The 14,576-nt window shown below is 59.5% G+C and carries 9 protein-coding genes and 5 pseudogenes; 4 read left to right on the forward strand and 10 right to left on the reverse strand.

From position 1 onward, the window contains the following. Positions 1–69 precede the first annotated feature (69 nt). A complete protein-coding gene (tnpB, locus tag AX729_RS08930) occupies positions 70–417 on the forward strand; it encodes an IS66 family insertion sequence element accessory protein TnpB (protein WP_057198635.1) in 348 nt (115 codons plus the stop codon). A gap of 44 nt (positions 418–461) precedes the next feature. Further along, positions 462–1,296 (forward strand): annotated as a pseudogene (locus tag AX729_RS08935) (IS66 family transposase); the annotation flags it as partial. A gap of 159 nt (positions 1,297–1,455) precedes the next feature. On the opposite strand, the pseudogene AX729_RS08940 reads toward AX729_RS08935, so the two are convergent. Next, positions 1,456–2,521: pseudogene (locus tag AX729_RS08940) on the reverse strand (IS110 family RNA-guided transposase). Positions 2,522–2,583: 62 nt separating this feature from the next. Between AX729_RS08940 and tnpC the strand changes: the two are divergent. Together tnpC and AX729_RS08950 are read left to right on the forward strand one after the other, a co-directional pair. Continuing rightward, positions 2,584–3,381: pseudogene (gene tnpC, locus AX729_RS08945) on the forward strand (IS66 family transposase); the annotation flags it as partial. A 47-nt stretch (positions 3,382–3,428) separates the two neighbouring features. Next, positions 3,429–3,983 (forward strand): plasmid pRiA4b ORF-3 family protein, encoded by a 555-nt coding sequence (locus tag AX729_RS08950; RefSeq protein WP_245325098.1) that lies wholly within the window; start codon positions 3,429–3,431, stop codon positions 3,981–3,983. 20 nt (positions 3,984–4,003) lie between these two features. Here AX729_RS08950 and AX729_RS08955 read toward each other — a convergent pair whose 3' ends face one another. From AX729_RS08955 to AX729_RS08985, 9 genes and pseudogenes are all read right to left on the reverse strand, one after another. Continuing rightward, entirely contained in the window at positions 4,004–5,479 is a 1,476-nt protein-coding gene (locus AX729_RS08955) for an IS4 family transposase (protein WP_082528962.1), read from the reverse strand. Between the two features lie 136 nt (positions 5,480–5,615). After that, positions 5,616–5,974 (reverse strand): annotated as a pseudogene (locus tag AX729_RS38490) (IS66 family transposase); the annotation flags it as partial. Between the two features lie 45 nt (positions 5,975–6,019). Continuing rightward, entirely contained in the window at positions 6,020–6,367 is a 348-nt protein-coding gene (tnpB, locus tag AX729_RS38495; RefSeq protein ID WP_082528963.1) for an IS66 family insertion sequence element accessory protein TnpB, read from the reverse strand. Then, a complete protein-coding gene (tnpA, locus tag AX729_RS41750; protein WP_057196686.1) occupies positions 6,364–6,759 on the reverse strand; it encodes an IS66-like element accessory protein TnpA in 396 nt (131 codons plus the stop codon). Before tnpA ends, tnpB (AX729_RS38495) begins: the two co-directional genes overlap by 4 nt. Positions 6,760–6,958: 199 nt before the next feature. Continuing rightward, positions 6,959–7,222 (reverse strand): annotated as a pseudogene (locus AX729_RS08965) (transposase); the annotation flags it as partial. A gap of 192 nt (positions 7,223–7,414) precedes the next feature. Beyond that, entirely contained in the window at positions 7,415–8,425 is a 1,011-nt protein-coding gene (locus AX729_RS08970) for a copper resistance protein B (RefSeq protein ID WP_063817231.1), read from the reverse strand. Then, entirely contained in the window at positions 8,422–10,338 is a 1,917-nt protein-coding gene (locus tag AX729_RS08975; RefSeq protein ID WP_057196688.1) for a copper resistance system multicopper oxidase, read from the reverse strand. Before AX729_RS08975 ends, AX729_RS08970 begins: the two co-directional genes overlap by 4 nt. Positions 10,339–11,400: 1,062 nt before the next feature. Continuing rightward, on the reverse strand, positions 11,401–12,708 hold the full coding sequence (locus AX729_RS08980; RefSeq protein ID WP_502686905.1) for an HlyD family type I secretion periplasmic adaptor subunit: 1,308 nt from the start codon (positions 12,706–12,708) through the stop codon (positions 11,401–11,403). Next, a complete protein-coding gene (locus AX729_RS08985) occupies positions 12,705–14,537 on the reverse strand; it encodes a type I secretion system permease/ATPase (RefSeq protein WP_063817232.1) in 1,833 nt (610 codons plus the stop codon). Before AX729_RS08985 ends, AX729_RS08980 begins: the two co-directional genes overlap by 4 nt. Between the last annotated feature and the right edge of the window lie 39 nt (positions 14,538–14,576).

The raw sequence follows: 14,576 nt of genomic DNA on the forward strand, positions 1-14,576 counted from the left end.
TCGAGATGGAGCTAAAAGCCGCTTAACCCGTCCACTTTATCGGGGGAAGATCAATGCTTTGGTACGCCGATGATCCCGGTTCCGACGGGCGCGCGAGTATGGCTCGCGACGGGCTACACGGACATGCGGCGAGGCTTTCCGTCGTTAGCACTCCAAGTGCAGGAGGTGCTGCGCAAGGACCCGCTCAGCGGTCATCTGTTCGTCTTCCGCGGTCGCCGAAGCGATCTTGTGAAGGTGATCTGGCACGATGGCCAAGGAGCATGCCTGTTCACCAAAAGACTCGAGAGAGGAAAGTTCATCTGGCCATCGGTTGCGGGCGAAGCCGTAACGATCTCACCGGCGCAGATGAGCTACCTGTTGTCCGGAATCGATTGGCGCAACCCTCAAGAAACCCAACGTCCGACGCGGGTCGGATAGCGTTTTGCGTTTGAATCTGGCGCTTGATCTGATTCAATGGCTTCATGATAGCGAAGCCGGACGATCTTCCATCGGACCTTGCGAGTGCCCTGGCGGCGCTGCAGGCCGAGCGTGAGGCGCGGCTGCGAGCCGAGGCGGTGGCTGCCAGTGCGCGGGCGGAGCTGTCGGACAACGCGGCGCTGATCGCGCATCTCGAGCTGCGGATCGAGAAGCTCAAACGCGAACTGTACGGGCAGCGCTCCGAGCGCACGGCGCGTCTAATCGAGCAGTTGGAATTGGAGCTCGAAGAACTTGCCACCACGGCGAGCGAGGATGAGCTTGCCGCGCAGGCCGCGGCGGCGAAGACGCAGAACGTCCGCCCCTTCACGCGCAAGCGACCAGTGCGCAAGCCCTGGCCGGACGATATCGAACACGAGCGCGTCGTCATTGACGCTCCGACGAGCTGCGCCTGCTGCGGCGGATCGCGACTGGCGAAGATCGGCGAGGATGTGACCGAGACGCTGGAGGAGATCCCGCGTCGCTTCAAGGTCATCGAGACAGTGCGCGAGAAGTTCACCTGCCGCGATTGCGAGAAGATCAGCCAGCCGCCGGCGCCGTTCCATGCCACGCCGCGCGGCTTCATCGGCCCGCAATTGCTGGCGACGATCCTGTTCGACAAGTTCGGTATGCACATCCCGCTCAATCGCCAGAGTGCGCGCTTTAAGGCCGAGAGGATCGACGCTGGCGGATCAGGTCGGCCACGGGACCTTCGCCGTCATGCCGCTCTTCCACCTGATCGAGCGTCATGTGCTCGCTGCCGAGCGTCTGCATGGCGACGACACCACCATCCGCATCCTGGCCAAGAGCAAGTGCACGACCGGGCGGATCTGGACCTATCTATGGACGGTCCCCGCTTTGCAAGGCCATTTGCTTTGTTTTGGCTAACGATCGTTTGCAGCTATCTATCCGGCTTTATGGCATGCCACGAGCCTTGATGAGATCCGCGGATCGGCGCCCAATTACGTTGGCGAGCTCTGAAGCTCGATAGGTCCAACGGGCTTAGCCGACCCCGGTCCGACTGGTTGCCATCACTCTGCTTTGCCCTCGCAAACGGAGCCACGCTCGATTTATACTTGCGCGGTATTCTTCACCATTGGCCATGATCGCCCAAGCGATCCGTGCAGTTTTGTGAGCGAGCGCCACCGTCACGACATTGAAGGGACGCCTGCCGAGCAGCTCTGTTATCCAGGTATTGGTGACCTGATGGATACGGACGCGATGAACGGCCGCTCGGGCGCCATGTATTAGCAACTTACGAATGTAGCCGTCGCCGCGCTTGCTGATACCGCCCAAACGCTCCCTTCCCCCGGTCGAATGCTGCTTCGGTACTAATCCAAGCCAGGCGGCGAAATGCCTTGCCGAAGCGAACTGTTGTGGATGATCGACAGACGCCGCCAGGGCGGTGGCGTCAAATGGGCCGATGCCCGCCACCTTCATGAGACGCCGACAGACTTCATTGTCTTTGGCAGTTGCAAGGATCATTTTCTCGTGGCTTTCAATGTGTAGCTCAAGGTCTTCGATCTGATCGACAAGGATTGAAAGAGCGCTACGCGCGCTCTGTGGGATGCGCTCGTCAACGTCCACGAGTGCCATGAGCTCTCTCGCGTTTGCTTTTCCCTTCCCGGTCACGATTCCCAACTCGCCCAAATGACCACGCAGAGCATTTATCGCGCCTGTGCGCTGTCGAATAAGCAAATCTCGCGTGCGATGTAGCATTAAAATTCCCTGCTGTTCGACGGTTTTTACAGGGACAAAGCGCATGCCAGGCCGTTGGACGGCTTCCCAGCACGCCTCCGCATCAGCAGCATCATGCTTGTTTGTCTTCACGTAGGCTCGGACGTAGCGGGCCGGCATAAGACGTGCTTTGTGTCCAAGCTTTATTAGTTCACGAGCCCAATGATGAGCGCTGCCGCAAAGCCTCAAGACCAACGAGACAACTTGGAAGCCGTGAAAAGAAATCGAGAACCTTCCCGCGGGCGAGCTTCTTGCGGATAATTTCTCCATCCGCCGTAATCCAGTGGATTTGAAACCAGCTCTTCGAGATATCAAGCCCGATTGTCACCATAGCTTGTCCTCCTTCTTGGGTGCCCTTTCGCAGCTTATCAGGGCGGGGACCGTCCATCTCATTATGTGCGCGACGATCGGCCGTTCGGCGGACGGGCGCCGCCGGGTGCGCTCTATTACGCCTCGCGCGACCGGCGGCAGGAGCATCCCACACGGCATCTCCAAAGCTTCTCTGGCATCCTGCAGGCCGATGCCTATAGCGGCTACAATGAGCTATATGACGCCTCGCGCGCGCAGGGACCGATCACGCCTGCACTCTGTTGGGCCCACGCCCGCCGGCAGTTTTTTGAGCTGGCGGACATCGCCGCCAATGCGAGGGCCGGCAAGAACGCCGCGGCGATCTCGCCGATTGCCCTAGAGGCGGTCAAGCGCATCGATGCACTGTTCGATATTGAGCGCGGCATCAACGGCCAAAGCGCCGAAGAGCGGCTGCGGGTGCGCAAAGAACAAAGCGCCCCGCTTTTAACGGCATTGGAAGCTTGGCTGCGCGAGCAGCGTGCCCGGCTGTCGAACTCGTCCGCGGTCGCCAAGCCAATCGATTACATGCTGCGCCGCTGGGAACGGTTTGCTCGCTTCACCGATGACGGGCGGATCTGCCTGACAAACAATGCGGCGGAGCGCGCGCTGCGCGGCTTTGCCTTGGGCCGCAAGTCCTGGCTGTTCGCCGGCTCGGAACGTGGTGCCGACCGCGCCGCTATCATGGCGACGCTGATCATGACGGCAAAGCTCAACGACGTCGATCCGCAAGCCTGGCTGGCGGACGTCTTGGCCCGCATCAACGATCACGCTGTCCACAGGTTCGAGGAACTCCTGCCATGGAGCTGGGCCTCCGAGATAGAGCGCCGTAAACTGGCGGTATGACCGTCGGAATCGCTCGCCTCAAGATTACGCTCGATGACGTCAAGCCGGTGGTTCTGCGCCGGGTCGATGTGCCATTCGACATCAAGCTCGACCGCCTGCACCTGACCATCCGAGCGGCCATGGGTTGGACCAACAGCCATCTCTACGAGCTGCGCGCCGGCGACGTCGGGTGGAGCACGCCTTACCCGGATGCAGATTGGGGCGTCGGCGAGTTCCTCGATGCCCGCAAGGCTCGGCTTACCGATATCCTCGAAGATGTCGGAACAAAGAAGCTCACATACCTCTATGACTTCGGTGACGGCTGGGAGCACTCGATCAAGGTCGAGCGCCTCATCGATCCCGAGCCAGGCGTGCTCTATCCGCGTCTGATCGAAGTCAGCGGCCGCTGTCCTCCCGAGGATTGTGGCGGTCCCTGGGGCTATGCCGAACTCCTCGAAGCCATCAAGGACCCCACCCACGAACGCCACGCCGAACTCACCGAATGGATCGGCGACGACTTCGATCCTGACATCGACGAGGCCGAGTGGCTCACCACGGAAGTTGAGGCCCTCGCCAAAAAATGGTCACGCAAACCCGAAGGCAAGCGCGCCAAACGCAGCTAACCCGCGGCCTTCACCGGCTTTCAATTACCCACATTTCCGGCCGCTCCGATTTCGGCGCCGAGTTCGATATCAGTGAGTCTGGAGAGTCCGCGCCAGATGACAACATTTCCGGGTGGCGGATCGGCGGCCCTGGCCAGGTAGCCACCCAATCGTGCAAGTTTGGTCAAGTAGAATGCAAGGGTTCCAGGGCGACATCGTCGATGGCTGGCGCCGCTGATGAGTCGATCGAGCAACGCGATCTCGGTGTCCGTCAACGCGAGTTTCGGTGACGCGTCTGGGGCGATGCGATTGAGCATGGTGAGCCAGAGGACGCGCCAGCTAAGAATGCAGAAGACCGCCATTAGATTGGCAAGTCGCTCCGCCGTCCGGAGTTTTGAGTCTTCCGCCTTGCAACCCGATTTCAGGATCTTATGGAACACCTCGATTTTCCATCGCATGGCGTACCAGTTGATCTTCTCGATTGCTTCGGAGCGACTGCGGACGGCTAGGTCCGTGATGAGCTTCCATTCAATTGGTTTACGGCCCTTTGGCGTACCGCGCTCGGTGGCATGGATTATCGTCAGGTCGAGGGCTGGATAACGTTTCTGCTTCCCGATGGGAGGCAAGACTGCGATCCGCTTGAACTTGATTTCCAGCGCGGCCTTCGTCGTCTCACCCTTGTCGTTGCGCACGTCTATGTAATGCAAGCCTTTGACGCTGGTCTCTTCCATCTCGGTTGCAATCGTATGACCGCCGTCGCCTGCCAGCCGATCGACGCAGGCGCGGACAAGGAAGTGAGCGCCAAGCTCTTGCGTCAGGCAATACAATTCGTAGATGTCGCTTTCGCGGTCGCCAATATGAATGCAACGCGCCGGCTGTCCGAGCCGCTCGATCGATTGCCTGAGATTGTCGAGCCAGCGAACGCTTTCCTTCTTCTCGATGGGAACGCGGGTCGGGTTGATCTTCTTCTTGAGCTGCGCGGTGTCTTTGAACTTTTTCCGTGTCCAGAACTTCACCGCCGCCAATCCCAGCGGTAGGCCCTCGACAGTTACGGCGAGACTGGAATGCATCAGCATTCCGCAGACCGTGTGATGACGCCAACGGCCATCCTTGTCCCGGCCGCTATTGACGCTCTTGGTCAGGCCGATGGCGCTCGTATTCGCACGTTGGTAGGAGAATTCCGTCGTGTCCTGAATGAGGAGAATTGGGCCCGTACAATCGTCGTAGCGCGTGCGTGTGGCGGCGAAGTGGCCGCTGAGGATGTCAGCTTCCTCCACGCGTTCGTTGGCGAAGAAGCGGTAGGCCGCCTTCGTGCTCGCCCAGTCCTGGCATGCGAGCGGTATGCTTCCGCCCATGCCGTCACCAATTTGCTTCAACAGCTCCCCAAATCGCTGACCCAGACGGGCATCTTTGAAAGCTGCTTTGTCGATCTCCCGCTCCGTCCAATGTTCGACGGCGCTTTCAGCACCATCATCCGGGCTGGCCGACCAACGACACGTCGTTCCGCTTGAACGCATCAAGGCACCTCGCCGCCGCGATTCAGGTGCTCGACAATGAATCACAAGCGATTCATCCGATTCAAGATTTTTCGATCGGGGCTATCGCAATAGAATCAAGCATTTGTGGGTAATTGAAAGCTTCACCGGAGGGTTACGGCCTACGCACCGGTCGCTTGCGCGTGAAGGCGCGCACGGTCTGGGCCTTCGCCGCCGCGGCCTGCGCGGCAAGCTCATCCTCGCTCGCGGTGGTGACGAGTTCTTCGAGCTCCAATTCCAACTCTCGATCAGCCGCACCGTGCGCTCGGAGCGCTGCCCGTACAGTTCGTGTTTGAGCTTCTCGATCCGCAGCTCGAGATGCGCGATCAGCGCCTCGTTGTCCGACAGCTCCGCCCGCGCGTTGGCGGCATCTGCGACGGCCACATCGCGTTCAGCCTGCAACGCCTCACGCTCGGCCAGCAGCGCCATGTAGGCACTCGCGAGGTCCGAAGGAAGAGCGCCCGGCTTCGATGTCATGAAGCCATTGAATCAGATCAGGCTGCAGATTCAATCGTAAAAAGGCTATCCAACTCGCGTTGGACGCCGTGTTTCTTGAGGGTTGCGCCAGTCGATTCCAGATAAGAGATAACTCAACTGCGCCGGAGAGATCGTCACTGCTTCGCCCGCAACCGAAGGCCAGATGAATCTTCCTCTCTCAAGTCTTTTTGTAAACAGGCATGCCCCCTGACCATCATGCCAAATCACCTTCAAAAGATCGCCGCGTTTTCCCCTGAAGCAGAAAAGACCACCGCCCATGGGGTTGTGCTTGAGCACTTCCTGTACGCGGAGAGCCAGGCTCGGAAAGCCGCACCGCATGTCCGTGTGGCCCGTGGCAATCCAGACCCTGACGCCGCTTGGAATCGGGATCATCGCCGCCTCAGAAGCTCAAGGACGCGCTGCAGCGCTTCACCGTCGACGTCCCGGTCAACCCGAACGCGACAGCCTCCGCCAAGTTCGATCTCGATGATTCCAGTCCTCGCACGCTGCGCAGGCGGCGAAGACGCCGGTTGCGGCGCGCTGATCGATATCGGAGCCGGCGCCGGAGTGATTTCGACAGGAACGAGAACTGACACCGCGTCACCGCCCAGGCGGCCCTGTCGCGCCTGCCGACGCCAGGTGAACAGCAGGCTCGGAGCCACCCCATGCCGGCGCGCGATCCCGCAGACCGTCTCACAAGCTTGCAAGGTCTCCTCAACAAGTCGGACCTTCTCGTCGTAACGCCATCGGCGCCGGCGCTCGGCGCCCAATACCTTCACCTGCATAGCGGCATGACCTTAAGGCTAGACTTAAGGTCACATCCTCAGAAAGACGCCCAAACTTCACAAGACGGCCGCCGCCGGAGGGATACTCTCATCATGGCCTGGCTGCAACAGCAGTCCACTCGCGAGAGGCCGGATACATTTATGCAACTGGAATCGTCGTCGGCGATGTCGCGAACCCTTGCACGGACGGGGCGGACCATACATTCTTTCCCAAGAGGTTCTTCAAGGCCGCGTTGTCCAGCATGGCGTCGGCCAGCAGCCGTTTCAGCCGCGTGTTCTCGTCCTCCAGCGTCTTCAGCCGCTTGGCCTCCGAGACCTCCATCCCAGCGAACTTGGCTTTCCATTTGTAGATGCTGGCGTCGCTAACGCCATGCTTGCGGCACAGATCGGCGACCGACACGCCGGCCTCATGCTCCTTCAAAATCCCGATGATCTGTTCTTCCGAAAAGCGGCTGCGCTTCATGCTCTGGTCCTTGTCGTGGGCCAGAGCGAACTTCAAACTGGATTAAGTCCGTGGGGCAAGGTCACGTGCGCAAGCGATCCTGAGTGGTTTTCTGCTCCAATCCAATCTTGTCGTCCGCGAGCCGCTCTGAGGCGAAACAGCCAAGATCATCACGGCTTCGAAGCCGAAAGGGGACGATGCGCTCGGCTGCGACTAAAACCAGGAGCGAAGCCCCACAACGAACTTCGTTGAGCCGCTGTCCTTGCCCGAAGCCTTTGCGTACTCAGCCGTATTCCCTAGTTTCTGATCGTACGAAATGCCAATATAGGGAGCAAATTCCCGGCGGAATTCATATCGCAGGCGCAGTCCCAACTCGGAGTTGGAGAGGCCGGCTCCAACTCCAATGTCCTGCGAATTCTGAGCAGCGAAATTCAGTTCGGCGCGGGGTTGCAGGACCAACTGCTGAGTTAAGAGCAGATCGTAAGAGCCTTCGAGCCGGCCGAGCAGTTCTCCTCTGTTCGAAACAAAGAGAGCTCCGTCGAACTCGAACCAATAGGGAAACAGTTGCTGCACGCCGAACGTGAGATAGGCCCGCGTCGGATCCGGCTTGAAGTCGTAGCGAATACCTGCCTGGAGGTCTGTATAGGGAGCCACGGCTCGCGAATAGAGCAACTGGACTTCAGCGCTGTCGAGACCCTCGCGACGGCTCCCATCGCCCTGGCTCTTGACAACGAACCGGTTGATGTCGCCGCCGAGCCAAGCCTGCCCGTCCCAGCGGTAGCCGCCCGGCTGGCCCAATTGGAATTCAGCTATATTGAAAAATACCTTCGAATAGATCCCTCCGCCTTGCTCTTGGCGAAGTTCGCGGCGCGCCTCGGCCATCTGCGCTGGATCGTAATAATAGTCGGCAGCGTGATATGCCGGAGGCGGAGGAGGCGGTGAGTATGGAATGGGGGCCGCGGCGGGAGCGGTTTTTCCTCCTGCCGGCTTCATTCCTGGCATTTGCATGCCCGGCATCGACATATCCTGAGCGGATTGCGAAGCCGGCGACTTCTTTGCAGCTGCCGGTGCCCTTCGATCCCCAGGCTTTTTCTGCGGCTTAGCCGCATTCGGCTGGCTCGCCGGCATGTTCATGCCAGGCATATTCCCACTCATTTGAGCTGCCGCCGGAACGCTGCAAGTCCCGATGCCGGCTGCCGCTAGGATCAGCACAGACCTGTTCATGCGTTGTCACCTGAGAGTGGCCGCACACTGAACACCTGAAACATGCCGGCGTGCATGTGGTAGAGCATGTGACAATGAAAGGCCCAGTCTCCGGGTTCGGCAGTGATGTCGAAGCTCACCTTTCCACCGGGCAAGACGTTGACCGTATGCTTACGTGGTTTGTGGCTTTCGGGAGCTCCATTCACCACCTCGAAAAAATGGCCATGCAGGTGGATGGGATGGAGCATCATGGAGTCGTTGATCAGCGTCACACGCACACGCTCGCGTTTTCTGAACGTGTAGGGCTTTGTGGTTTCGCTGAATTTCTCTCCATCAAAGCCCCACATGAACCTTTCCATGTTGCCCGTGAGATGAATGTCAAGGGCACGGGTGGGGGTGCGAGCGTCGGGATTGCGCTCCAAGGCGATCAAATCTCTGTATGTCAGCACTCGATGCCCTACGCTTTCAAGCCCCATCCCCGGATCGCCTGTTCGATCCTGCGGCATGGGCGCGATCGTCTGGACACCCGGTCCCATCTTTACGCCCGGAGCATTTTTTGGATCACGCATGTCCATTTCCGGTCCGCTCATCACGTCAGAACCGCGCGGCTTGGGAGGAGCCATTCCGGGCGGCGTGGATGATGACATCGAACTCATGCCCGGCTTGCCGGACATCCCGGGCATTCCTTGCATGCCGGCTGACTGCTGCATCCCTTTTCGAGCTCGACCGGAAATCTGGGCGCCACCAGGCATGCTCGACATACCCGACATTCCGTTGTTGGATGCTGCCGATGGCTTCATGTCGCTCATCTTCATGGCGGACATGTCCATGCCCATGTCTTTCATCGTCGCCAGCGGCCGCTCGCGGAGTGGCGGCACCGGCGCCGTCATTCCCATCCGTGGAGCGAGCGTAGCTCGCCCCATGCCGGAACGGTCGACGGCTTCGGACACGATCGTATAGGCTTTATCTTCCCGAGGCTGAACGATGACATCATAGGTTTCGGCGTTGCCGATTTGGAATTCATCCACCTGGACCGGCCGCACCATCTGTCCGTCCGCGGCAACGACAGTCATATGCAGACCGGGTATCCGCACGTTGAACACCATCTGCGCGCCCGCGTTGATGAATCTTAAGCGGATGCGCTCGCCTGGCTTGAACAGACCCGTCCAGTTATCTTCCGGTCCATGCCCGTTGATCAGGAATGTATATACCGCACCTGTGACATCGGAAATATCGGTCGGGTCCATCAGCATCTTGGCCCACTGCAGCCTCTCGGCCAGTGTTTGGTCGCGGCCGGCGAGCAGACTGGCGACAGTTTGCCGTTGATAGTTAAACACGCCGCCTTCCTGCTTCAATCGTTGGATGATCAGCTCCGGAGACAGGAAACTGAAGTCCGAGAGCATCACCACATACTCCCGATCATAGCGAACAGGATCAGCGCCTTTTGGATCGATGATAATGGGCCCGTACAGCCCGACCTGCTCCTGAAAGCCAGAGTGGCTGTGGTACCAATACGTTCCGTTTTGAATGACAGGAAACTCGTAGACGAACGTGCTGCGCGCAGGGATCCCCGGAAATGTCACGCCGGGCACGCCGTCCATGCGAAACGGGACCAGCATGCCGTGCCAATGTATGGAGGCGGTCTCGTCCATACGGTTCGTGACAGCTATCCGTACCCTTTGTCCCTCTTTCAGGTGCAGTATCGGACCTGGAACCGTGCCGTTGATTGTTATCGCCGAGCCTGCCTTTCCATCGACCGGCCAAACCGCTCTGTCGAGCGTCAGCTCAATGTTACTCCCGGAAACTTCCGAAAGCCGGCTTGGTGGATGTAAAGGGCTGCTTTGCGCCCAGCTCGGGAGTGCTGACGAGGCCAAGCCAGCAGCACCGGACAGGGAGGCGAGACGGAGCAATTGGCGGCGGCTGAGCTCGTTCAATGTCCAATCTCCTACACGGTTCGGCGCCGAAGTTCGGCAGAGGCGATCGAGAGTACCCGCACGGGGAGCTGCAGTCTCAATAACATGCAGCAAGAAGCGTAAGAGCGGCGCCTCGGCAAAGATATTCTGTCTGAATGTGACCGCCTGGCCACACTAACTGGCGGCTTTTGGCATTCAAGGAACCGCGGAACCTTCGGAGTTGTGCTCGCAAGCCCTTCCGGTCCACTCTTGGCGCTATTGCTAGATACTTGATATTTTGATGGCGACGATGGGCCCCATAACTGTGCGCAGACGATGCCCTGGACGGTGATCTTCTTCGGCATCCTCGTCATTCCCTAGGGGGCCATCAGATCAGCATCAGTTCGTCATCATCCACCCTATCGTGATCGGTCTTGGAGCAGGTCTGCACTCGTTGCGGCGCTTGCAGGCTCATGATCATCCCGCTCAGACTGGAAGAAGTCGCCGCGATGCCAGTTCTTGTACTGACCCGCTGCCGCGGAAAGCCCCTCATTCGCACGTTCTTTCGAGGTGATGCAGTCGATGGGGGGCAGACGATCAATCGGATGGGCTCTCGAGCTGGAGCGCGTTCTGGACTGATTCAACACGAGGCATCTCTTTGCCCCGAAATCCCGCTTCCTGCATGCCGCATCGGCGTGTTTCTGATGTTCATATGGCTCGCCTTCGGGATGAGGAATGCGATGGCCAACAATGACCAGCACTGACGCTCTCAGTTGCAATTGTCGCGACCGCTGACGTGACGCGGATGCTGCAGCTAGTGGTCGTCATCTTCGGCGTGTGGCTCATTGCAAGCGTCGTGGGCGTCGAGCGGCAACGGTAGCGGCGTTCCTGGAGCAGCGTGGTCTCAGGTCTCGGATTGACCATTCTCAGTCCGCCGCTTGGCAAGCGAACCCGTGAACATTACCCTGGCTGGGATCGCTCCGTCACCAAGGACTACCCGAAAGGCGATTGAAATCTCTGCGCCTGATGTCCAAGGCAGCGGTTGTGCCTCGGGCAGAGCGAAGATGTCTTTCTGTAAGAAGCGCGTCAATCCGACCCTCGCGCTTATTGCTCGCGAAAGGCGCGAGTAAGCTGATCGCTGATAGGTTTTGCGAAATACGAAAGGGCTGTCCTGGAAGCCGTTTGGACGAAGGCTTCAACGGGCATTCCGGGCACGAGCTTCTCGTGTTTCAGTCGGTCCAAATCTTCTGGCGACGGTGTGATTTGAACCTTGAAGTACGACTTGCCGCTCTTCTCATCATTGATTTCATCGGCGCCCACCAGCGTCACAGTGCCCCCGACTTCGGGCGTCGTGCGCTGATTAAAGGCCGTGAAGCGGAGGATCGCTGGCTGTCGCAGTCTGATCTCGTCAATGTCCTTTGGCGCAATTCTCGCCTCGACTACAAGAACATCGGCTTGAGGCACGATGAGCATCAGCTGCTCGCCTGGGCTGATAACTCCTCCGATCGTGTGCACCGAGAGCTGATGAACAATGCCGCTTTGCGGCGATCGAATGTCTATTCGATTTAGCTGATCCTGAGCTGCAACGCGTTTCTCAACGAGTTCTCCGATCTTGCCTTCCGTTTCACGAAGCTCCTTTGCAACCTCACTTCTAAGATCTTGGTCGACTTGGATGATCTGCAACTGGATTTCGGAAACCTTTCCCTTGGCTTCCGCGGTCGAAGCCATCAGCTGGCCGTGCTCTCCCTTGATGCGTGCTGCGTCACGTTCCAGCGCGGTCATGCGCTGGATCGGAATGAGGCTTTTGGCCCAGAGCTCGCGCACGCCGACGAGCTCCCGGTTGATCAGCTCGACCTCTTGCTTTTTGCCGGCAATTTGCTCGTTCAAGCCCTGGATCTGCTCTGTGATTTGTCCGATCTTCTCGCGAAGCTGGGCTTTTTGTCCCGCGCGCGAGGCTTGCCGCAGCTCGAACAATCTTCGCTCGCCAGCGAGCACCTTGGCGGCTCTGGCCTCATCCGAAAAGTCACGCAAGGAGGACGGTTGCTCGACTGTGTCGGCAGCATCGCGTTCGGCAATTAGCCTCGCCTGCCGCACGTAAAGTTCAATCAGGCTATTTTCGACCGCGGCCAGATTTGCGCGCGTTACGGTTTCGTCAAGCCGGATCAGGACGTCTCCCGCGCTTACGACGTCTCCTTCATGAGCACGTAGCTCTCCGACGACGCCGCCCGTCGGATGCTGGACTTTCTTGACACTGGAGCGGACGACCAAGGATCCTGATGCGACGACCGCGCCGGCGAGCTCGGCGGTTGTAGCCCAGCCACCAAAGCCGCCCAGCAGCAGCGCAGCTCCCACCAAGCTCAATAGCAAGTGGCGACGAACCGACCGATGGAGGTCTGCGGAGCCGGTCATCATGTGCCCACTCGAGTGATCCGCAACGATGCACCCGATTGCGGGGTAAGGGCTCGCGTGCCTTGGGGCAGATGCTCAGCTTTGTCAGAAGGATCTGCCTGTCTCAAAGCCTTCAGCACCTCGTCTCTTGCGCCGAACGCCCGCATTTGGCCGGCTCCGAGAACAAGGATGAGATCCACGACCGCGAGGACGGTTTGTCGATGGGCCATAATGACGAACGCGATCCCTTTTTCGCGCCCGCGCCGGATTGCCTCCAGCAGCGCAGCCTCGCCGTCCGCGTCCAAACTGGAATTTGGTTCATCCAACACGACCAGAAAAGGATCGCCGAAAAGCGCGCGCGCCAGTGCGATGCGCTGGCGTTGGCCGGCCGACAATGACGTCCCACGCGGTCCGATCTCGGTATCGTATCCATCAGGCAGAGAGCATATCAAGTCGTGGACGCCGGCAGCCGCAGCAGCCGAGATCACCGACCCTGAGGGCGCATCAGGCAAAAAGCGTGAGATATTCTGGGCAACGCTGCCTTCGAACAGCTCAACGTCCTGAGGCAGGTAACCTATGTGACGGCCGAGCTGCTCGGGCAACCATTGATCCAGCGGTGCGCCATCGAGCCTGATCCTGCCCCTTATTGCCTCCCAAACTCCCACAAGCGCGCGCGCGAGTGACGACTTGCCCGCGCCCGATGGTCCCACGACCGCCAAGACCTGTCCGGCAGAGAGGGAGAAATTAACGTCGCGTAGCAACAAGCGCTCCCCCCCGGGAGCCGCCAAGCTGACCGATTCGACACTGATCTGGCGAGATGGCGGGGGCAGCATGACGGTCGGATGTTTCTGAGGCGAGCGCAGCAGGAAGGCACGCAAGCGGCTCCAGCTTTGGCGTGCCGCAACAAAGCCCTTCCAATTGGCGATCGCAAGCTCAACCGGCGCGAGTGCGCGGGCCAACAGGATGGAGCTCGCAATCATGATGCCGCCGGTTGCTTCGCCTTGGACCACCAGCCAGGCCCCTGTAGCCAGTACGCCCGACTGGAGGCCTAAACGGATGACCTTGGTGATGGCTCCTAATCCGCCGGCCACGTCGGCCACGCGCGCGTAATTGCCGCCGTGAGCATCGCGCCGTTGCTCCCAAAGATCGGCCATGCGCGGCACCATACCAAGGGCTCGGAGCACTTCAGCATTTCTTAGCGTGGCTCCCGCCAAGTCCATGGCTGCTGCTGCAGCGCTCGCCGAACGCTGTGTTGGTCGCCGTGACAACAGCTCGGTCGCCAGTGTCAAGGCAAGGAGCAAGATAGCGCCAATCGAGGCGACCATCCCGATCCAGAAGTGGAAGGCGAAGCATAGCAGGACATAGACTGGCACCCACGGGAGATCAAACAGAGTGGCCGGTCCGGGGCTCGACAAGAAGGATCGAATCTGATCGAGATCCCGCAAGGGCTGAAGCCCTTCGCCCCGCGAAGCCCGTCTCAAAGGCGCCTGCACCACCGCTTCATAGACCTTTCGGCGAAGAGCCAGGTCCACAACCGCGGCCAGTCGGACAAGAAGCCGAGAACGCATCAAGTCGAAAAATCCCTGAAATATATAGAGCCCCGCAACAATAGCGCTCAAGCCAATCAAGGTGGGAATGCTACGGCTCGGCAAGACTCGATCATAGACTTCGAGCATATAGAGCGAGCCGGTCAGGTAAAGGACGCTAACAAGCGCGCTTAGAAAGGCGATCCCGACAAGCGCAGGCCCGAGCTGTGGCCGGCTTGTCTCCTTGTCGTCGCTGCGCCCTGAGGCCAAAGAAGAATCCTGCGCACTCATCTGTCTCTCAAAAAAACCCTCGTGATGCAGAGCCATGATGGCTCGCACCACGAGAGACGTGAGGGGAGGAGAACA

This window comes from Bradyrhizobium sp. CCH5-F6 (genome assembly GCF_001556045.1).
Lineage (GTDB): Bacteria > Pseudomonadota > Alphaproteobacteria > Rhizobiales > Xanthobacteraceae > Bradyrhizobium.